Source organism: Streptomyces sp. NPDC007863, assembly GCF_040633895.1.
Taxonomy (GTDB): domain Bacteria; phylum Actinomycetota; class Actinomycetes; order Streptomycetales; family Streptomycetaceae; genus Streptomyces.
Genome location: NZ_JBEYEI010000017.1, coordinates 43,339 through 62,452, shown reverse-complemented (window position 1 = coordinate 62,452; position 19,114 = coordinate 43,339). Strand labels below are relative to the sequence as shown.

Annotated in this window: 17 protein-coding genes; 8 read left to right on the top strand and 9 right to left on the bottom strand. The window is 75.0% G+C overall.

What is annotated here, in order from left to right:
- Positions 1–138: 138 nt before the first annotated feature.
- The 5 genes from ABZ621_RS25570 to miaA form a co-directional block, all read right to left on the bottom strand.
- The gene (locus ABZ621_RS25570; RefSeq protein WP_360608359.1) at positions 139–1,683 is read right to left on the bottom strand and encodes a M1 family metallopeptidase; all 1,545 of its coding nucleotides are present in this window, start codon (positions 1,681–1,683) and stop codon (positions 139–141) included.
- An 84-nt stretch (positions 1,684–1,767) separates the two neighbouring features.
- Complete coding sequence (locus ABZ621_RS25565; RefSeq protein WP_360608357.1) at positions 1,768–3,903, bottom strand: HD domain-containing protein; 2,136 nt, start codon at positions 3,901–3,903, stop codon at positions 1,768–1,770.
- A 214-nt stretch (positions 3,904–4,117) separates the two neighbouring features.
- Complete coding sequence (gene dapF, locus ABZ621_RS25560) at positions 4,118–4,993, bottom strand: diaminopimelate epimerase (protein ID WP_360608355.1); 876 nt, start codon at positions 4,991–4,993, stop codon at positions 4,118–4,120.
- A gap of 74 nt (positions 4,994–5,067) precedes the next feature.
- Positions 5,068–5,517, bottom strand: a complete 450-nt coding sequence (locus tag ABZ621_RS25555) for a hypothetical protein (RefSeq protein WP_360608572.1) — start codon at positions 5,515–5,517, stop codon at positions 5,068–5,070.
- Positions 5,518–5,626: 109 nt separating this feature from the next.
- Positions 5,627–6,565, bottom strand: a complete 939-nt coding sequence (miaA, locus tag ABZ621_RS25550) for a tRNA (adenosine(37)-N6)-dimethylallyltransferase MiaA (RefSeq protein ID WP_360608353.1) — start codon at positions 6,563–6,565, stop codon at positions 5,627–5,629.
- A 171-nt stretch (positions 6,566–6,736) separates the two neighbouring features.
- On the opposite strand from miaA, the gene ABZ621_RS25545 reads away from it, so the two are divergent.
- On the top strand, positions 6,737–7,123 hold the full coding sequence (locus tag ABZ621_RS25545) for a hypothetical protein (protein ID WP_360608351.1): 387 nt from the start codon (positions 6,737–6,739) through the stop codon (positions 7,121–7,123).
- Positions 7,124–7,151: 28 nt separating this feature from the next.
- A complete protein-coding gene (locus ABZ621_RS25540) occupies positions 7,152–7,463 on the top strand; it encodes an antitoxin (protein WP_360608349.1) in 312 nt (103 codons plus the stop codon).
- Positions 7,464–7,565: 102 nt separating this feature from the next.
- On the opposite strand, the gene ABZ621_RS25535 is transcribed toward ABZ621_RS25540, so the two are convergent.
- Both ABZ621_RS25535 and miaB read right to left on the bottom strand, forming a co-directional pair.
- Positions 7,566–8,273, bottom strand: coding sequence for a class III extradiol dioxygenase subunit B-like domain-containing protein (locus tag ABZ621_RS25535; protein WP_360608347.1), 708 nt, complete (start codon positions 8,271–8,273; stop codon positions 7,566–7,568).
- A 39-nt stretch (positions 8,274–8,312) separates the two neighbouring features.
- The gene (gene miaB, locus ABZ621_RS25530) at positions 8,313–9,842 is read right to left on the bottom strand and encodes a tRNA (N6-isopentenyl adenosine(37)-C2)-methylthiotransferase MiaB (protein WP_360608345.1); all 1,530 of its coding nucleotides are present in this window, start codon (positions 9,840–9,842) and stop codon (positions 8,313–8,315) included.
- Between the two features lie 138 nt (positions 9,843–9,980).
- Between miaB and ABZ621_RS25525 the strand changes: the two genes are divergently transcribed.
- The 5 genes from ABZ621_RS25525 to ABZ621_RS25505 all read left to right on the top strand — a co-directional run bounded on the left by ABZ621_RS25525 (position 9,981) and on the right by ABZ621_RS25505 (position 14,495).
- Positions 9,981–11,033: a GlxA family transcriptional regulator gene (locus tag ABZ621_RS25525; RefSeq protein WP_360608343.1), complete on the top strand. Its 1,053-nt coding sequence runs from the start codon at positions 9,981–9,983 to the stop codon at positions 11,031–11,033.
- Between the two features lie 118 nt (positions 11,034–11,151).
- Complete coding sequence (locus ABZ621_RS25520) at positions 11,152–11,772, top strand: cysteine hydrolase family protein (RefSeq protein WP_360608341.1); 621 nt, start codon at positions 11,152–11,154, stop codon at positions 11,770–11,772.
- Between the two features lie 228 nt (positions 11,773–12,000).
- Entirely contained in the window at positions 12,001–12,675 is a 675-nt protein-coding gene (locus ABZ621_RS25515; RefSeq protein ID WP_360608570.1) for a DedA family protein, read from the top strand.
- A gap of 9 nt (positions 12,676–12,684) precedes the next feature.
- Positions 12,685–13,860 carry a histidine kinase gene (locus ABZ621_RS25510; protein WP_360608339.1) on the top strand — a complete coding sequence of 392 codons (1,176 nt, stop codon included), beginning with the start codon at positions 12,685–12,687 and terminating at the stop codon, positions 13,858–13,860.
- A complete protein-coding gene (locus ABZ621_RS25505; protein WP_359529454.1) occupies positions 13,851–14,495 on the top strand; it encodes a response regulator transcription factor in 645 nt (214 codons plus the stop codon). Before ABZ621_RS25510 ends, ABZ621_RS25505 begins: the two co-directional genes overlap by 10 nt.
- Before the next feature lie 250 nt (positions 14,496–14,745).
- Here ABZ621_RS25505 and ABZ621_RS25500 read toward each other — a convergent pair whose 3' ends face one another.
- The gene (locus ABZ621_RS25500; RefSeq protein WP_360608337.1) at positions 14,746–15,948 is read right to left on the bottom strand and encodes a four-carbon acid sugar kinase family protein; all 1,203 of its coding nucleotides are present in this window, start codon (positions 15,946–15,948) and stop codon (positions 14,746–14,748) included.
- 485 nt (positions 15,949–16,433) lie between these two features.
- Between ABZ621_RS25500 and ABZ621_RS25495 the strand changes: the two genes are divergently transcribed.
- Positions 16,434–17,432, top strand: coding sequence for a TAXI family TRAP transporter solute-binding subunit (locus ABZ621_RS25495; protein WP_360608335.1), 999 nt, complete (start codon positions 16,434–16,436; stop codon positions 17,430–17,432).
- 267 nt (positions 17,433–17,699) lie between these two features.
- Here the strand turns inward: ABZ621_RS25495 and ABZ621_RS25490 are convergent, their stop codons facing one another.
- Positions 17,700–19,097 carry a HAMP domain-containing sensor histidine kinase gene (locus tag ABZ621_RS25490; protein ID WP_360608333.1) on the bottom strand — a complete coding sequence of 466 codons (1,398 nt, stop codon included), beginning with the start codon at positions 19,095–19,097 and terminating at the stop codon, positions 17,700–17,702.
- Positions 19,098–19,114 lie beyond the last annotated feature (17 nt).

The window sequence follows — 19,114 nt, the reverse complement described above, 5'->3', positions numbered from 1 at the left end:
CCTTACGTCGGTTGAAACGATGGTGTCGGTACAACGTGCGACGGCTCCGGAAGATTCCCCCGGGGGGGCTCCCGGCCGGCCGCGTCACCGACCTGAAAATGGTGACACGGCCGCCCCGCGCCCGTCACGCGGGTTTCCTCAGTGGGCGGCGTCCTCCGCGGGGAGGCTGCGCCACTCCGGGCGGCCGGGCATCGGCGGGGTCTTCTCCCCGTACAGCCACCCGGCGAAGAAGGCGTCGAGGTCCTGCCCGGAGACCTGCTCCGCGAGGGCCGTGAAGTCGGCGGTGGTGGCGGTGTCGTCCCGGTGGTCGGCGACCCAGCGCCGCTGCAGCCGGTCGAAGGCGTCGGTGCCGATGGTCTCCCGCAGGGCGTAGAGCACGAGCGCGCTGCCGTCGTAGACGACGGGCCGGAAGAGGCTGATCTTCTGCCCGGGCGTGGGCGGGCGGGGCGCCGCCGGGGGCCCGCCGTCGGCGCGCCAGCCGTCGGAGGCGGCGTACGCGGCCTTCATCCGCTGCTCCAGGGACTTCCCGGCCGTCTCGTCGGCGTACAGCGCCTCGTACCAGCTGGCGTGTCCCTCGTTGAGCCACAGGTCGGACCAGGTGCGCGGGGAGACGCTGTCGCCGAACCACTGGTGGGCCAGCTCGTGGACCATGACCGCGTCCACGTACCACTCGGGGAAGCGCGGGTCGGTGAAGAGGCGCCGTTCGAAGAGGGAGAGGGTCTGGGTCTCCAGCTCGAAGCCGGTGGTGGCGTCGGCGATCAGCACGCCGTACGTCTCGAAGGGGTACGGGCCGACCTTGCCCTCCATCCACTCCAGGTGGCCGGGGGTCCGGCGCAGCCAGGGCTCCATGGCCTCCCGGTCCTGGGCGCGGACCACGTCCCGGACCGGGAGGCCGCGCGGGCCGGTGCGGTGGAGGACGGCGGAGCGGCCGATGGAGACCTGGGCGAGTTCGGTGGCCATGGGGTGGTGGACGCGGTAGGTCCAGGTGGTGGTGGCGCCGTGTTCCGCGCGGCCGGCGGGCAGTCCGTTGGCGACGGCCGTCAGCTCGCTCGGGGCGGTGATCCGGAAGGTGAAGGCGGCCTTGTCGGAGGGGTGGTCGTTGGAGGGGAAGACGCGGTGGGCGGCGTCGGCCTGGTTGGCCATGGCGAGCCCGTCGGAGGTGCGCACCCAGCCTCCGCCGGCGGCGGGCCCGCCGGGGTCGCTGGTGTGGCGGACGGTCACGGTGACGGCCTCGCCGGCGTCGATCGGTACGGCGGGCGTGACGACCAGGTCCTCGCCGCTCGTCGCGAATCCGGCCGCCACGCCGTCGACGGTGACGCCGGAGACCGTGCCGTGCGTGAAGTCGAGGTGGAGCCGGTCGAGGTCGGCGGTGGCGAGGGCGTCGACCCGGGTGACGGCGGCGAGCGGCTCGGTGTTCACGCCGGAGTAGGTGAGGTCGATGTCGTACGCGAGGACGTCGTACCCCGGGTTCCCGAGGTACGGGAAGAGCGGGTCGCCGATGCCGAGCGGGGCGGGTGCGGGCACGGTCGCGGCGACCAGTCCGGCGCCGGCGGCGACGAGCCCGGCGGCCCGCAGCCAGGGCCTCCGGCGCGGTCGCCGGGGGGTGCCGGGGGCGGGCGGGGCGCCGGTGGCGGGGGCGTCGGTGGTGGGGGCAGGCGGGCGGGGCGGGGAAGTGTGCGCCATGCGCCAGGGCTACCAGTGCCCCGCCCCGCTCCCCGAGCCGACGCGCGCACCCGCCACCCGAAGGTGTCACCCGCGGGCGGGAGGTCAGAGCCGGTGGGTCCGGTCCACGTCGTACACGCCGGGGACCTCGCGCATGGCGCGCATGAGGGCGGGGAGTCCGGCGGCGTCGGCCAGCTGCAGGGTGTACGTGTGGCGGACCCGCTGCTCGCTCGGCGGCTCGACGGTGGCGGAGACCACCTCGGCGCCGGCGGTGGCGATGACCTCGGTGAGATCGGCGAGCAGACCGGGGCGGCCGAACGATTCGGCTACCAGCGTGACCCGGCAGTGGGCGGCGTCGCCCCAGCGGACGGGGACGGCGGCCCGGCCCAGGCGGCGCATGACGTCCACGGCCGGACAGCCCGTGCGGTGGGCGGTGACGGCGCCGCCCCGGACCCGGAAGCCGGTGATGGCGTCGGGGGGCACGGGGGTGCAGCAGCCGGCCGGGCGGACCGGGGCGGCGGGGGCGCCGTCGAGGTCGGCGTGGAGCTCGGCGCCCGAGCTGCGGTCGGCGAGGACGCTGAGTGGCGGGCGGGGGGCCGCGGCGGGCGGGGCGGCGGCTTCCGGGTGCGCCTGGAGCCAGGCGGTGATCGCGATCCGCGCGGCCGGCGTACGGGCGTGGTCCAGCCACTCCGGGGAGGGCCCGGAACCGGTGTCCTGGGAGAGGAGCAGCTGCACGGTGTCGCCGTCGGAGAGGACGGTGCCCAGGGGGGCGAGGCGGCCGTTGAGGCGGGCGCCGAGGCAGGCGTGGGCGGCCTCGCCGTGCTGGGCGTAGGCGGCGTCGACGCAGCTGGAGCCGGCGGGCAGGCCCAGTGTCCCGCCGTCGGCGCGGAAGACGGTGATCTCGTGGTCCTCGGCGAGGTCGGCGCGGAGCGAGCTCCAGAAGGTGTCGGGGTCGGGCGCGGACTCCTGCCAGTCGAGGAGGCGGGCGAGCCAGCCGGGTCGGGTGGGGTCGGTGCGCTCGCCGTCCTCGGCGGTCTCGGCCGGGTCGGCGGTGTCCGGGGGCGTCCCGAGGGGGCTGCCGAGCGCCACGACGCCCGCCTCGGCGACCTTGTGCATGCGGTGGGTGCGGATCAGGACCTCCGCGACGGCCCCGTCGGGGGCGGCGATCGCGGTGTGCAGCGACTGGTAGAGATTGAACTTGGGGGCCGCGATGAAGTCCTTGAACTCCGAGATCAGCGGGGTGAAGCAGGTGTGCAGCTCGCCGAGGACCGCATAGCAGTCGGCGTCCTCGGCGACGAGGACGAGGAGCCGTCCGAAGTCGCAGCCGCGCAGCTCGCCGCGCTTGAGCCGGACGCGGTGGACGGAGACGAAGTGGCGGGGCCGGACGAGGACTTCGGCGGCGATGTCCGCCTCGCGCAGGACGGCGCCGACCCGTTCGGCGACGGCGGCGAGCGCGTCCGGCGAGCCGGAGCCGGTGGCGTCGGCGATGAGCGCCCGGGTGGCCTCGTACTCCTCGGGGTGGAGGATGGCGAAGACCAGGTCCTCCAGCTCGGTCTTGAGGGCCTGCACGCCGAGCCGTTCGGCGAGCGGGATGAGGACGTCGCGGGTGACCTTGGCGATGCGGGCCTGTTTCTCGGGCCGCATCACGCCGAGGGTGCGCATGTTGTGCAGCCGGTCGGCGAGTTTGATGGACATGACGCGGACGTCGTCGCCGGTGGCGACCAGCATCTTGCGGAAGGTCTCGGGTTCGGCGGCGGCCCCGTAGTCGATCTTCTCCACCTTGGTGACGCCGTCGACGAGGTACGCGACCTCGTCGCCGAACTCCCGGCGGACCTGATCGAGCGTCACCTCGGTGTCCTCGACGGTGTCGTGGAGGAGGGAGGCGGTCAGGGTGGTGGTCTCGGCGCCCAGCTCGGCGAGGATGAGGGTGACGGCGAGCGGATGGGTGATGTACGGCTCGCCGCTCTTGCGGAACTGGCCGCGGTGCGAGGACTCGGCGAGCACGTACGCCCGGCGCAGGACCGTCAGGTCGGCCTCGGGGTGGTGGGCGCGGTGCGCCTCGGCGACGTGGCTGATGGCGTCCGGCAGCCGGTCGCGCGGGGCGGGGCCCGCGGTGGCGCCGAGCAGGGCCGCGCGTCCGATCCTGCGCAGGTCGAGCCGGGCGCGTGCGCGCCTGCGGACGCGGGGGTCGGTGGCGGCGGTCTCGGCCGCGCTCACGGGGTTCGTGGCCTCTGCGCTCATGGGGCACCTCCGGCGGCGTCGACCGGCGGTGGACGGGCGAGGGGAGCCCGGGGGGCCGGTGCTTGATGCTACCGACCCCACCACGTGGCGCAGTCCCGCTCTCGCCCAGCGTGAAACGGATCACCCATTCGAGCGACACGGGAGTCGTTGACAGTTTCGATTGGACCGTCGGAACGGACCGCCGGACGGGCCTTCGGGACGGACCGGGACGGGCTCAGCCGGCGGTGAGCCAGGAGGGCTCCAGGGTGCCCTCGGCGACGATGACGGCCGGTCCGGTCATCTCGATGCCGCCGTCGGGGTGCTCGGTGATGACCAGGGTGCCGCCGAGGACGTCCACGGTGTACGTGACGGGGGCGCCGGTCACGGCCGGGTCCGTCCCGTCGCGGCGGGCGGTGGCGACGGCCACGGCGCAGGCGCCGGTGCCGCAGGAGCGGGTCTCGGCGGCGCCGCGCTCGTGCACCCGCATGGCGACGTGGCGGGGGCCCCGGTCCGCCACGAACTCGATGTTGACCCCGTCCGGGTAGACCGACGCGGGCTCGTACGGCGGCTCGTCGTACAGGGTGCCGGCGTGGGCGAGGTCCTCGACGAAGGCGACCGCGTGCGGATTGCCCATGTTCACGTTCCGCGCGGGCCAGCTACGGCCGTCGACGGCGACCGTGACGCCCTCCTCGGGGAGGACGGCGCGGCCCATGGAGACGGTGACGGAGCCGTCCTTGTCGAGGTGGACGCGCTTGACGCCGCCCCGGGTGGCGACGGCGACCTCGCCGGCGGTGACGTGGCCGGCGTGCTCCAGATAGCGGGCGAAGACCCGGACGCCGTTGCCGCACATCTCGGCGACCGTGCCGTCCGCGTTGCGGTAGTCCATGAACCACTCGGCCTCGTCGGCCAGGGCGCGGGCCTCGGGGTGGGCGGCGCTGCGGACGACGTGCAGCACGCCGTCGCCGCCGAGTCCGGCGCGGCGGTCGCAGAGCCGGGCGACGAGCGCGGGGGGCAGGTCGATCTCGTTCTCCGCGTCGGGGACGATCACGAAGTCGTTCTCGGTGCCGTGGCCCTTGAGGTAACGGAGCGGGGTGGTCTGCGTGCTGGTCACGGGATCAACTGTACGGTGCCGCCCGGACGCCCGTTCCGGTTGTCCACAGGGCGGCATGATCCGGAAGACACGGCCTAGCGCAGGCGGGCGACGCGCCAGACGGCGAGGGCGACGAGGGCCGCGATGGTCGTCACGTACAGGGCGAGGACCCGCCAGTCCGGTCGCTCGCCGGAGCCGCGCTGCGGCAGCCCCGGCCAGGTGTAGCCGACCCGGCGGGCGGCCATGACGCCCCAGCCGGCCGCGCAGAAGCTGATGAGCAGTCCCAGCATGGCGACGACCGCGCCGGCGTCACCGGAGCCGAAGGCGAGCGGGAAGGCGAACATCAGCGAGCCGACGGCGGCGAGCCCGACGATCGGGGCGAGCTGCCAGAACCTCAGCAGCCGCCGCGGCCGCAGCTCGACCTCGACCTCGTCGGCGATCTCGACCGCGGAGCCCTCGGCGTCGTCGGGTCCGTCGGGGGTCAGCCCCGGGGCACCCCCGGGGACCGACTCGTGCTGTTCTCTGTCGCGAGGGCCGGCCTCCATCGCCACGCGCCCTCCCCACTCGGACTCCACCTTGGTCGATCGATGCTCGATGATGGCACGCTCTCGACCGCGGAAATGACGGGCAGTGCGTCCCGATGCCATCACGTGATCAGGCTGTAACCGCTCGTTCGACCAACGAGAGCGCCTCTCGCGGGAGTTCCCCGCGGTGATCGGCGGCCCCGCTGAGCCAGTGGACGCGCGGGTCGCGGCGGAACCACGAGTCCTGCCGGCGGGCGAAGCGCTTGGTGGCGCGCACGGTCTCGGCGCGCGCCTCCTCCTCGGTGCACTCCCCCGCGAGCGCCGCGAGCACCTGCTGGTAGCCGAGCGCGCGGGAGGCCGTGCGCCCCTCGCGCAGGCCGAGCGACTCCAGGGCGCGGACCTCGTCGACGAGCCCGGCCTCCCACATGCGGTCCACCCGGGTGGCGATCCGCTCGTCGAGTTCGGGGCGGGCCACGTCGACGCCGATCTGGACGGTGTCGTAGACGGACTCGTGGCCGGGGAGATTGGCCGTGAAGGGCTTGCCGGTGATCTCGATGACCTCCAGGGCGCGGACGATCCGGCGGCCGTTGCCGGGCAGGATCGCCCGGGCCGCCTCGGGGTCGGCGGCGGTCAGGCGGGCGTGCAGGACGCCGGAGCCGCGCTCCTCCAGCTCCGCCTCCAGGCGGGCCCGGATCGCGGGGTCGGTGCCGGGGAACTCCAGGGCGTCCACGGCGCCGCGTACGTACAGGCCCGAGCCGCCGACGAGCACGGGGGTGCGGCCCTCGGCGAGCAGCCGGTCGATCTCGGCGCGGGCGAGGCGCTGGTACTCGGCGACGCTGGCGGCCTCGGTGACGTCCCAGATGTCGAGGAGGTGGTGCGGGACGCCGCCGCGCTCCTCCGTCGTCAGTTTGGCGGTGCCGATGTCCATCCCTCGGTAGAGCTGCATCGAGTCGGCGTTGACGACCTCGCCGCCGAGCTGCTGGGCCAGGAACACACCCAGATCGGACTTTCCGGCTGCCGTGGGGCCGACGACGGCGATGACCCGCGGTGCGGGAGCTGCGCTTCTCACCGCCCCAGTCTCGCAAACCTCCGGGAGCGTCCCCGAACGAGCGACGTGACACGGGGGTGGGGGCTTCGTTGCCCGTGCGTGGTTCCGGCCGTGGTTCCGGCCGTGTTCTCGGCCGTTTCCGGCCGTGGTTCCCGCGCGCGGTACCCCCGACGAGTAGGCTGAGGAGTGGATATGGGCGTTTTCTCAAGGTTTCGCCGGAAGAAGCAGTCGATGGAGGAACCGGGTGAGCCGGCCTCGGCGGAGCTCACCGCATCCGCATCCGGATCCGGAACCTCTGGATCTGGATCCGAGTCCGAGGCGGGTGGGACGGTGACGCGGGTGGCCGTCCCGGGAGTGACCGCACCGGAGGAGTCCCCCGAGGAGTCCTCCGGTGCGGCTTCCGCTGAGGCCTCCGATGAGGACTCCGAGGCGACGGAGGCCGCCGCGGAGGTCGTGGAGATCCCCCGGCAGCAGTCGGCCGACACCGCCGCGGACGCCGGTACGGACGCCGTTTCGGACGCCGTTTCGGACGCCGTTTCGGACGCGGACAGCGAGACCGGGGAAGCCGCCCGCACATAGGCACGACACGGACACGGAGAGGTGCCCCATGGGCTTCCTGGATTCACTGAAGGCCAAGCTGGGCCCGGCCAAGGACAAGGTCTCGGACCTCGCCCAGCAGCACGGGGACAAGATCGACCAGGGCCTGGACAAGGCGGCCAAGATGGTCGACGAGAAGACCAAGGGCAAGTACAGCGACAAGATCCAGTCCGGCACCGGCAAGGCCAAGGGCGCCATCGACCGGATCGGGCACAAGGACGACGGCAAGCCCGGCACGGATGGCACGCCCGGCACTCCCGGCACGCCCGGCACGCCCGGCACGCCCGGCACCGACGGCACGCCCCCGCCGCCGGCCGTCTAGGCACCCGACCGTACGACGGACGCGGCCCGCGGAGCAGCAGTACGCGCTCCGCGGGCCGCGTCCGTCGTGGGTGGCGGACCGGCGCCCAGGACCGGACGGCGCTCAGGACCAGACGGCGACGAGGTACTCGACGCCGTACGGCGCGTCCTCGTGCAGCAGGCGGCCGGCCAGGCCCGCGCCCTCGGCGGCGCCCGCGAGGACCTGCCAGGGGGCGCGCCCGGCGGCCTTCAGCTCCCGGGCGAGACCGGCGTCGAGCGCGAGGACCCCGGGCACGTCGGCGGAGCCCAGGACACGGGCGGCCTCGGCGTCGAAACCGGCGGCGCGCTCGTCGAAGTAACCGGGGGCCTTCACGGTGCGGCAGGCGCTGCCGTCGCCGAGGACGAGCAGGGCGACCCGCTCGGCCGAGGCGGCGAGCCGCCGTCCGGTCTCCGCGCACTCCTCCGCGGTGGCCCGCTCGTCGACCCCGAGCCCCTCCACGGCCGCGCCGGACGCACCGGCACGGGAGAGCAGCCAGGCGCCCACCGCGAGCGGGGCCGGCAGCGGGCGGTCGCCCCCGGGGCCCTCGCCGAGGCGCACGGCGAGGTCGACGCCGAATCCGGCGAAGGAGCCGGCGGAACCGGCCGGGAAGGCGCCCAGGGCGTCCCCGGGCGCCGCACCGACGACGTACAGCCGGTCGGGGCGGGCGGCGGCGAGCACCCCGAGGGCGTCCGCGCAGTGGGCCCGCGCGGCGTCCAGCTCGGGGGCGGCGCCGCTCGCGACCTCGGGCACGAGCAGCGGCGGGCAGGGGCACACGGCGGCGGCGACAAGCATGATCCGCAGCCTACTGCCCCGCCCTCGCCCCCCGCGGTGTCAGTGGCCGACGCCGCAGGCCGGGGCGTCGGCCTGCGGGAGCGGGTCCGGGACGCCGATCTTCGGGAGGCCGAGCAGCACGCCGGCCGGCTTGGCGGCGGCCGCGGCGGTGCGCTTCTCCCAGGCGTCGCCCGCGCGGGTGCGGCGGACGGCGGTGGTGGGGCCCTCGGCGAGGAGGTGGTGCGGGGCGGCGTAGGTGATCTCGACGGTCACGACGTCGCCGGGGCGGACGTCCTCGTCGGGCTTGGTGAAGTGGACCAGACGGTTGTCGGGGGCGCGGCCGGAGAGGCGGTGGGTGGTGCCGTCCTTGCGGCCCTCGCCCTCGGCGACCATGACCTCGAGGGTGCGGCCGACCTGCTTCTTGTTCTCGTCCCAGGAGATCTCCTCCTGGAGGGCGACCAGGCGCTCGTAGCGGGCCTGCACGACCTGCTTGGGGATCTGCCCCTCCATCTCGGCGGCCGGGGTCCCGGGGCGCTTGGAGTACTGGAAGGTGAAGGCGTTGGCGAAGCGGGCCTCGCGGACCACGTGCATGGTCTGCTCGAAGTCCTCCTCGGTCTCGCCGGGGAAGCCGACGATGATGTCCGTGGAGATGGCGGCGTGCGGGATCGCGGCGCGGACCTTCTCGATGATGCCGAGGAAGCGCTCCTGGCGGTACGAGCGGCGCATGGCCTTGAGGACGGTGTCCGAGCCGGACTGGAGCGGCATGTGCAGCTGCGGCATCACGTTGGGCGTCTCGGCCATGGCGGCGATGACGTCGTCGGTGAAGTCGCGCGGGTGCGGGGAGGTGAAGCGGACCCGCTCCAGGCCCTCGACGGCACCGCAGGCGCGCAGCAGCTTGCTGAAGGCCTCGCGGTCGCCGAGGTCGGAGCCGTACGCGTTCACGTTCTGGCCGAGCAGGGTGATCTCGGAGACCCCCTCGGCGACGAGCGCCTCGATCTCGGCGAGGATGTCGCCGGGGCGGCGGTCCTCCTCCTTGCCGCGCAGGGCGGGGACGATGCAGAAGGTGCAGGTGTTGTTGCAGCCGACCGAGATCGAGACCCAGGCCGCGTACGCCGACTCGCGGCGGGTCGGCAGGGTGGAGGGGAAGGCCTCCAGGGACTCGGCGATCTCGACCTGGGCCTCCTGCTGCACGCGGGCGCGCTCCAGGAGGACCGGCAGCTTGCCGATGTTGTGGGTGCCGAAGACCACGTCGACCCACGGGGCCCGCTTCACGATGGTGTCGCGGTCCTTCTGCGCCAGGCAGCCGCCGACGGCGATCTGCATGCCGGGGCGCGCGGTCTTCATGGGGGCCAGGTGGCCGAGGTTGCCGTACAGCTTGTTGTCGGCGTTCTCGCGGACCGCGCAGGTGTTGAAGACGACGACGTCGGCGCCGTCGGCTTCCTTGGGGGCGCGGACGTAGCCCGCCTCCTCCAGCAGACCGGAGAGCCGTTCGGAGTCGTGGACGTTCATCTGACACCCGTAGGTGCGAATGTCGTAGGTCTTCGGTCCTTCGATGCCCACTGTGAGACTCCGGTCGCTGCTGCTGGTCATGTTTTCAAGGGTATGGAGTCTTCAAGAGTAGGCGGTCCGCCGCGGGGTCCGGGCCGGACTCCGGAGCCCGGGCCGGTGTCCGGATGTGACAGGGAATCGTCATTGCCGTCATGGCCCGGGGCGGGCGAAGGTGGGGTCATGTCCGAGACCACCTCCGCCACGGCCCCCGGGACGGCCGGCGCCACGGCCCCCGCGGCGCATCCCGCGCACCGGGTCGTCGTCGCGGTCTTCCCCGACGTGGACCTCCTCGACGTCACCGGGCCCGCCGAGGTCTTCGCGCTGGCCAACCGGGAGTCGGGCGGCGAGCGCTACCGGGTGCGGCTGGCCGCGCCGGGCGGTGCCGGGGAGGTGCGGACCTCGGCGGGGGTCCGGCTGCTCGCGGACCTCGGCTTCGACGAGGTCGGCGCGGACGTCGACACCCTGCTCGTGCCGGGGGCGGTGGACCCGGGCGAGAACGGCGGGGTCGTCGCCCGGCTGGACCCGGAGGTCGTGCGCTGGGTGCGGGAGACCGCGCCGCACGCCCGGCGGGTGGCCTCGGTCTGCGTCGGCGCGCACGTGCTCGCCGCGGCCGGCCTGCTCGACGGGAAGCCCGCGACGACCCACTGGTCGACGGCGGCGCAGCTGGCCGCCGACCACCCGGAGGTCACCGTCGACCCCGATCCGATCTTCGTACGGACGGACCGGGGGCGGCTGTGGACCGGGGCCGGGATCAGCGCCTGCCTCGACCTGTCCCTCGCCCTGGTGGCGGAGGACCTGGGCGAGGAGACCGCGCTCGCGGTGGCCCGGCAGCTCGTCATGTACCTGAAGCGGCAGGGCGGCCAGAGCCAGTTCTCGGTGCCGCTGAGCCGGCCGGCGGCCGGCCGGCGGGACATCGACGAGCTGCGGCTCTGGATCGCGGACCACCTCGACGAGGACCTGTCCGCGGAGCGGCTCGCCGGCCGGATGTGCCTGAGCGAGCGGCACTTCGCCCGGGTCTTCGCGCAGGAGACGGGGTCGAGCCCCGCCGCCTACGTGGAGGCGGCCCGGATCGAGGTGGCCCGGCGCCACCTGGAGACCTCGGACGCGCCGCTCGCCGAGGTGGCGGCGCGGGCGGGGCTCGGTTCGGTGGAGACCCTGCACCGGGCCTTCCGCCGGCAGCTCGCGACCACGCCGGCGGCGTACCGGAGGCGGTTCCGCACGGGGGCCGGCTGACGGCCTCCGCCGTCCCCGTCCCTTCCTTCCCCGTCCCTTCCTTCCCCGTCCACCGTGGGTCGCTTCACCACGCCCCCATCTCAACGATTTATTCCGTATTTCCAGAAAGGTCCGTTCAATGAGCAGCACTCCGTCCACTCCCCTCCGTTCCCTCTCCGGTCTGAGCGACGAGCCGGCCCGGCTCTCCGAGGCGGCGCTCGTCCTCATCGACGTCCAGAACACCTACCGCTCCGGCGTCATGGCCCTCGAAGGCGCCGAGGAGGCGGTCGCCGAAGCGGCGCGGCTCCTGGCCCGGGCCCGGGCGGCCGGCACCCCGGTCGTCCACATCCAGCACGACAGCGGCGAGGGGTCCCCGTACGACCTCACGGCGCCGGTCGGCGCGATCTGCGACGAGGTGGCCCCGGTCGAGGGCGAGCCGGTCGTGGTGAAGAACTTCCCGAACGCCTTCCACGCCACCGACCTGGAGAAGGTCCTGACGGACCTCGGCTTCGCGGCGGGCGACGGGAAGGAGCTGGTGCTCGCCGGCTTCATGACGCACATGTGTGTCAACTACACCGCCCAGGCCGCCTTCAACCTCGGCTACCGGCCGACCGTCGTCGCCGAGGCGACCGCCACCCGCGCCCTCGCCGCCCCGGACGGGACGGTCGTGCCCGCGGCCGAGCTGAAGCGGGCCGCGCTGACCGGGCTGACGGACGTCTTCGCGGTCGTGGTGCCGACGGCGGCGGACCTGCGGGCCTGAGCCGGCCGCCCTGCGGTCCTGCGCCGGACGCCCCTGCGGTCCTGCGCCGGACGCCCCTGCGGTTTTCCGCAGGGGCGCTGGGCGGGAACGCGCATACCGGCTCCGAGCTGGGCTTTCTAGCGTGGGAAGGGCCCCCGGCGGATCGGCCGGGGGCCCGTCCGGGGACTCCTCCCCGGGGGACCCGCGGGGAGGATTCCCCCAGGCTATGGAGGGCTCATGACACCGCTCATGGCACCGCTCACGACCGTTCTCGCCCAGGAGCCCGCCGGCGGCCCGGCCGACGGCATCGCCGGCTGGGCCGCCGGTCTCGTCGAGACCCTCGGCGGGCCGGGCGCCGGATTCGCCATCGCGCTGGAGAACCTCTTCCCGCCGCTGCCGAGCGAGGTGATCCTCCCGCTGACGGGCTTCGCCGCCGGGCAGGGCGTGCTGAGCCTCGCCTCCGCGCTGTTCTGGACGACGCTGGGCTCGGTGGCGGGCGCGCTCGCCCTCTACGGGATCGGCGCGATGTTCGGCCGGGAGCGGATGCACGCGCTGTGGGCGCGGCTGCCGCTGGTGAAGGTCTCGGACCTGGAGCGGACCGAGGCGTGGTTCCGGCGGCACGGCACGAAGGCCGTCCTCCTCGGCCGGATGGTGCCGATCTTCCGCAGCCTGATCTCGGTGCCGGCCGGGGTGGAGCGGATGCCGGTCCCCCTCTTCCTCCTCCTGACCACCGTCGGCAGCCTCGCCTGGAACAGCGTCCTGGTCCTCGCCGGGTACACCCTCGGCGACCGCTGGGAGCTGGTCGAGGCGTACGTGGGCGTGGCCTCCAAGGCCGTCCTCGTCCTGGTCCTCGCCGCCGCCGCGACCTGGCTCGTCGTCAGGGTCCGGGGACGGGGCGCGGAGCCCCGGCACCGCCGCGCCTAGGCTGGGCGCGTGGCGGCGGAGGCGGAGGCGGAACGGGACGGTGGCGGGCGGCGGTTCGGGGCGCGGCGGGCCGTGGGGGTGGTGGCCGGGTGTCTGACGGCGCCGCTCGGGCTGCTGTACTTCCTGGTCGGCGGGGTCGTGCTCGGCCCCCTCCTGTCGTGGCCGCGGACGCGGGCGTACGCCCTGGGGGTGCTCGGTTCCGGGGCCGGGAGGCTCGTGGGACTGGAGCGGAGGCGGCGGGAGCGCTTCTTCGGCGACCGCTTCCCGGAGGCGTACGAGGGTGAGGGCGGCGCCCTGCGGTACCTGGCCGTCCGGTCCGCGACGGGGCTCGTGTGCGCGGTGGTGCTCGCGCTGCTCGGGTTCGGCGTGGTGCTCGCGGTCCTGCTGGTCGGTGGTGTGGCGCGCGGGACGATCGGGGCGGCGGAGCTGCTGACGCAGCTGGTCCTCGGGGGCGTCCTGCTGTTCCTGGGCCTCCAGGGGCTGTTCGCGCTGAACGCGCTCGACGCCCGGCTGGCCCGGGAGTGCTTCGGGCCCTCGGAACGCGAACTGCTGCGCCGCCGGATCGAGGAGCTGTCACTGAGCCGGGCCGCCGTCGTGGGGGCCGTGGACGCGGAGCGGCGGCGGATCGAGCGGGACCTCCACGACGGGGTCCAGCAACGCCTCGTGGCGCTCGCCATGCTGATCGGGCGGGCCCGCAGGAGCGGCGAGCGGGACCCGGAGCAGGCGGCCGGGCTGCTCGGCCAGGCGCACCGGGAGGCCCAGGAGGTGCTGGCCGAACTCCGCGAGGTGGCCTGGCGGGTGTACCCGTCGGCACTGGACAGCCTCGGCCTGGAGGAGGCACTCGGCGGCGTCGCGCAGCGGTGCGCGCTGCCGCTGCGGATCGCGTACGAGGTGGCGGGCCCGCTCCCCCGCCCGGTGGAGACGGCGGCGTACTTCGTCGTCTCCGAAGCCGTCACCAACGCGGCCAAGCACTCCGCCGCCTCGGCCGTCTCGGTGCGGGTCGCGGGGGTGCCCGGCGGTCCGCTGACCGTGCGGGTCGAGGACGACGGCCGGGGCGGCGCGGATCCGGCGGGCGGCGGCCTGACCGGGCTGCGCGGGCGGGTCGCCGCGCTCGACGGCGTCCTGCGGATCGACAGCCCCCTCGGGGGACCCACCACCATCGTCGCGGAGCTGCCGTGCGTGTGATCCTGGCCGAGGACTCGACCCTGCTGCGGGAGGGCCTCGCCCGCCTGCTCGCGGAGGAGGGGCACGAGGTCGTCGGGGCGTTCGGCGACGCGGTGACGCTGGTCGCCGAGACGGAGGCGCTCCGGCCCGACGTCGTCGTCGTCGACATCCGGATGCCCCCGACCCACACCGACGAGGGGCTGCGGGCGGCCGTCGCGATCCGCGAGCGGCTGCCGGGGACGGGCGTCCTGGTCCTCTCCCAGCACGTCGAGCGCAGCTACGCGGCCCGGCTGCTCGCCGCCGGCGCGGAGCGGGTCGGCTATCTGCTGAAGGACCGGGTGGCGCAGGTCGAGGAGTTCCTCGACGCGCTGGAGCGGGTCCACGCGGGCGGGGCGGCGATCGACCCGGAGGTCGTACGGCAGCTGGTGGTGCGCAGCGCGCACGCCGATCCGCTGGCCCGGCTCACCCCGCGCGAGCGCGAGGTGCTCCAGGTGCTCGCGGAGGGGTACACGAACACGGCCATCGCCCGCCGGCTCCACCTGTCGCTGAGCGCGGTGGAAAAACACCTCAACGCGGTCTTCGACAAGCTGGAACTGCGCGGGACGGAGGGGCACAGCCCCCGGATCCTGGCGGTCCTGCGCTATCTGGAGGCGTGAGGGGCCGGGGGGTGGCCGGGCGGGGGCCGGTCTGGAGGGGGCTGGTCGGGCGGGGCTGGTCGGGCGGGGCTGGTCGGGCCGGGGGGCTAGTCAGGCCGGGAGCTGGTCAGGCCGGGGGCTGGTCAGGCCGGGCTCGCCGGCCAAGCCGGGCCGCTGGCCAAGCCGGGCTCGCGTTCAAGCCCGGGGCGCGTTCAAGCCGGACCGCCAGGCCGGGCCGCCGGCCGGACCGCCGGCCAGGAAGGGCTCGCGGTCAGGCGAGGCCCCCAGCGGCCGCGCCGCCGTCGGCCGGGTTCCCGGTCAGCAGGGTGTGAAGGCGCAGCAGGGTCCGCTCGTCGCCGAAGCCGCCCGCCTTGATGACGACGGGGACGCGGGGCACGCCGGCCGGCCCGGCCAGGGTGCCGCGGGCGATGCCGGGCTCGGGTTCGTCGTGGAGGTCGATGCCGTGGGCGCCGAGCGCGCGCAGCACCGCCTCGGCGGTCTCCCCGCCGGTGAGCACGAGCCCGTCGAAGGGCGCGCGGGCGGCGAGCGCCGCCACGGACGCGGCGAGCTCCCGGGTCAACTCCGCAGGATCCTCCCTCCGTTCGTGCGGCGTGTGGATGATCCGCACGAGCGCACCGGTGGCGGTCCGCAGCGGCTCGGCGGCGACGGCCGCCACCGCGCCGGGCTCGCCGGCCAGCAGCGCGAGCTGCCTGCGGGTGGCGGGGTTGGCGCTGCCGACGGCGACCAAGGGGCTTACCGCGTAAGGGAGTTCCGCCGCGTCCGCGCCGTCGCCGGGCAGCGCGTGGTGACGGGCGAGGGCGGCGGCGAGCCCCGGGGAGCCGACCCACAGCACGGACCGGTGGTCGGGGACGGCGGCGACGATCCGGTCGAGGTCGGCGTCGGTCGCGGCGGAGCAGACGAACAGCCCCCCGTAGGCGACCAGTTCGGCGAGGAGCTCCGGCCGGGCGGCGTCGACCTGGACCGCGTCCGGGAGGAGGCGGGCGAGGTCGGCCGTACGGACGGGGTGGGCGGGATCGCGGGCGAACTCGCTCTCGTCCACCCGGACGTCGCGGACGTACTGGACGCCGTCACGGGTGGTCCGCCCCTCGGCGGGGAACGCCGGCGCCACGACGACGGCGCGCCGCCCCGAACCCTCCCGCGCGGCGCGGATCTCGGCGGCCACATGGCCCCGGAGGGTCGAGTCCACGGTCTTGAGCAGCAGCCCCGCCCCGGACAGGGCGCGGGCCGCCGCGCGGGTGCGTGCCTCGGCCCCCGCCTCGTCGAGGAGCCGGCTGCCGAGGTCGACGGCGACCACCCCGTCCTCCTGCCCGTGCCCGGCGAGCGGGCTGCCGGAGAGGAGGACCCGGGCGGGGTGGCCGCCCCGGCGGAACGGCGCCGCCCCGTCCCCCGCGCTGGTCAGGTCGTCGGCGAGGACGGCGACGCGGGGCGGGGTGACGGGCGGGGCGGAGTGCATCGACGGCTCCCTCGGGTCGTACGGGCTCGGGCGGGGTGCGCACCTCCGGGGTTCCCCGGGGACGCGCACCGCCCCACCCTCGCCCGCGCGCCCCGCTCAGTCCAGCGGCAACCGGACGACGACGGGACGGACGAGAACGGACACCGGGATCACGAGCATGCGAAAACCCCCTCGGGACATCGGGACATCGGGACATCGGCACAAGAGCACAGGAGGACAGGGGTGAGCCGAGCGCCCGGCGACGGGGGCCAGGGGCGGGCAGAGGGGACTGCCCTCAAGATCACCGGGCGCCTCCCGACGCTAACCGCACGGACCCCGGCACCACGACAGGACACACGGCGGGAGCGCGCCGCCGGGAACCGCTCACCGCTTCGGCGCAGCGCGTACGACCGGCGCGGCGCGTACGGCCGGCGCAGCGGACATCACAGCCGCTCGCACCCCTTCGCCCTGGCCAGGGGCGTCGGCCACCTGGCAGGATCGATGGCATGCTCGCCTCCCTCACCCGTGCCGCCCGCCGCCGCGTCCTCGCGCTCGCGGCCGCGCTGGCCGTGGTGTGTGGGGTGCTGCTGTGGTGGGTGGCGCCGTTCGGCGCCTCGACGCCCAGCGGTTCGATCACCTTCAGCACCGGAGTCCCCACGGGCGTGTACCAGCGGTACGGCGCACTGCTCAAGCAGGCCATGGCGACGGACCTCCCCGAGGTCTCGGTCACGCTCACGGACAGCGAGGGCTCGCAGCAGAACCTGGCGCGGGTCGCCTCCGGGGAGGCCGACTTCACGGTCGCGACGGCCGACGCCGTGGCGCAGTACATCCGCGACCGCCGGCCCGGCTTCGAGCGGCTGCGCGGCTGCGCCCGGCTCTACGACGACTACGTACAGCTCGTGGTGCGCCAGGGCTCGACCGTCCAGAGCGTCTCCGACCTGCGCGGACTGCGCGTCGGCGTCGGGCAGGACGGCTCCGGTGTGCGGCTGATAGCGGACCGGGTCCTCGCGGCGGCCGGGCTCACCACGTCACGGGACGTGACCGCGGTGCCGGTCGGGATCGACTCGATGCCGGAGATGCTGGAGAAGGGCAGGCTCGACGCCTTCTTCTGGTCCGGCGGGCTGCCGACCCACGCCGTGCAGTCGCTGTCGGAGCGGACCTCGATCCGGCTGATCCCGATGGACGCGCCGCTGGTGGAGGCGCTGCGGGACGTCGGCGATTCGACCCGTCACTACCGCTCGGCGGTCATCCCGGCCGACGCGTACGCGGCCGCGCAGAACGGGCAGCCGGTGGAGACGCTGGCCGTGGCGAACCTGATGGTGACGACGGTGGAGGCCGATCCGGACCTGGTGGAGGGGGTCACCCGGTCGGTGATCGACAGCCGGGACGCCATCGGCAGCCAGGTGCACCCGGCCCAGCTGGTGGACCTGCGGACGGCCGTCTACACCGAGCCCCTCCCCCTCCACGACGGCGCCCGCCGCTACTACCGCTCGGTCAAGCCCTGAGCCGTACGGGCTCCACCCCCGGCCGCCGGCAATCCGACCTCCCCGACCACTCCCCGGCCTCGTCCCGCACCGGCACCGGCACCGGCACCGGCACCGGCACCGAGGCCCCCTGACCGGCCCCGCAGCCCCTGACCCGGCCCCGCGCCCCCTGACCGGTCCCGCAGCCCCTGACCCCGGCCCCCGCAGCCCTCACCGGGCCGGGCCGCGCATCACCGGCGGGCCGCACCTCACCCGGCTTTCGCGCGCCTCACTCGGCTTTCGGGCGCCTCACCGCTCCGTCGGCTCGTGCCGCGGGACCGTGACCGTCACCCTCAGGCCGTGCGGCTCGTTCGGGGCGAAGGCGATGCCGCCGCCGGTGGCGGTCAGCAGGACGCGGGCGATGGACAGGCCGAGGCCCGAGCCCTTGACGTTCTGATGGCGTCCGGAGCGCCAGAAGCGGTCTCCGACGCGGGTCAGCTCCTCCTCGGTGAGGCCCGGTCCCAGGTCGGCGACGACGACCTCCACCGCGTCCTTGCCGGGCAGCACCCGCACCGTGACCCGCTCGCCCTCGGGCGTGAACTTCAGCGCGTTGTCGACGACCGCGTCGAGCGCGCTGGACAGGGCCACAGGGTCCGCCCAGCCGGTCGCCGCCCCGCACTCCCCCACCAGGGCGACGCCCTTGTCGTCGGCGACCGGCCGCCAGGAGGCGATCCGCTCGGCGGTGAGCGCGCCGACGTCGGTGAGCAGCAGATCGGCGGCGGCGTGCTCGGCGAGGGCCAGGTCGAGGAGGTCGTCGAGGACCTGCGCGAGCCGCTTGCCCTCGGTGCGCACGGAGGCGATCTCCTCGTTCCCCTCGGGGAGTTCGAGGGCGAGCAGCTCGATGCGGAGCAGCAGCGCGGCGAGCGGGTTGCGCAGCTGGTGGGAGGCGTCGGCGACGAACGCCCGCTGCTGTTCGAGGGATTCCTCGACGTGGTCGGCCATCTCGTTGAACGAGCGTGCCAGGCGGCGCAGTTCGGGCGGCCCGCCGGCCTCGGCGACCCGGGAGTTCATCCGGCCGGTGGCGATGTCGTGGGTGACGCCGTCCAGGACCCGGACCGGGCGCAGCACCCAGCCGGTGAGGCGTACGGCGGCGCCGACGGCGAGCAGCATCGCGGCGGCCTCGCCGGCGAAGATCACCAGCCAGCCGCGCAGGATGCGGGCGCGGAGCTCGCCGGTGGGCGAGTCGGTGACGACGACGGCGACGACGTCCCCGTCGCGGACGACGGGCGAGGCGATGGTGAGGCGGGCGTGCGGCTGCCAGGGCCAGACCTGCGGCGGGTCGTGGCTGCGGCGGCCGAGGAGGGCCTCGTTGAAGGCGCGGCGGCCCTCGCCCTCGTACGGTACGACCCAGTCCTCGGGGGCGGCGGCCATGGCACGGTTGTCGCGGTAGAAGATGCCGGCCCGGATGCCGTAGACGTCGTGGTAGCTGGCGAGCTCGCCGCTGAGGGTCGTGCGGCGCTCGTCACTGACGGTGCTGGGGTCGCGGACGAACTGCCCGAGGGCGGCGAAGCGGGCGGCGTCGTCGAGGCGGTCGACGACGACCCGCTGCTGCTGGGCGGCGGCGAGGCTGGCGGCGAGCGGGAAGCCGAGGGCGAGCAGGACCCCCGCCATCAGGACGATGAGCAGGGGGAGGAGTCGGGTGCGCACGGGCGGGGCGGCCGGGG

Bases quoted from the DNA above. Each gene is read 5' to 3' on its own strand.
- ABZ621_RS25570 (WP_360608359.1), bottom strand. From the start codon at position 1,683: ATGGCGCACACTTCCCCGCCCCGCCCGCCTGCCCCCACCACCGACGCC.
- ABZ621_RS25565 (WP_360608357.1), bottom strand. From the start codon at position 3,903: ATGAGCGCAGAGGCCACGAACCCCGTGAGCGCGGCCGAGACCGCCGCC.
- ABZ621_RS25555 (WP_360608572.1), bottom strand. From the start codon at position 5,517: ATGGAGGCCGGCCCTCGCGACAGAGAACAGCACGAGTCGGTCCCCGGG.
- ABZ621_RS25545 (WP_360608351.1), top strand. From the start codon at position 6,737: ATGGGCGTTTTCTCAAGGTTTCGCCGGAAGAAGCAGTCGATGGAGGAA.
- ABZ621_RS25540 (WP_360608349.1), top strand. From the start codon at position 7,152: ATGGGCTTCCTGGATTCACTGAAGGCCAAGCTGGGCCCGGCCAAGGAC.
- ABZ621_RS25535 (WP_360608347.1), bottom strand. From the start codon at position 8,273: ATGCTTGTCGCCGCCGCCGTGTGCCCCTGCCCGCCGCTGCTCGTGCCC.
- miaB (WP_360608345.1), bottom strand. From the start codon at position 9,842: ATGACCAGCAGCAGCGACCGGAGTCTCACAGTGGGCATCGAAGGACCG.
- ABZ621_RS25525 (WP_360608343.1), top strand. From the start codon at position 9,981: ATGTCCGAGACCACCTCCGCCACGGCCCCCGGGACGGCCGGCGCCACG.
- ABZ621_RS25520 (WP_360608341.1), top strand. From the start codon at position 11,152: ATGAGCAGCACTCCGTCCACTCCCCTCCGTTCCCTCTCCGGTCTGAGC.
- ABZ621_RS25515 (WP_360608570.1), top strand. From the start codon at position 12,001: ATGGCACCGCTCACGACCGTTCTCGCCCAGGAGCCCGCCGGCGGCCCG.
- ABZ621_RS25500 (WP_360608337.1), bottom strand. From the start codon at position 15,948: ATGCACTCCGCCCCGCCCGTCACCCCGCCCCGCGTCGCCGTCCTCGCC.
- ABZ621_RS25495 (WP_360608335.1), top strand. From the start codon at position 16,434: ATGCTCGCCTCCCTCACCCGTGCCGCCCGCCGCCGCGTCCTCGCGCTC.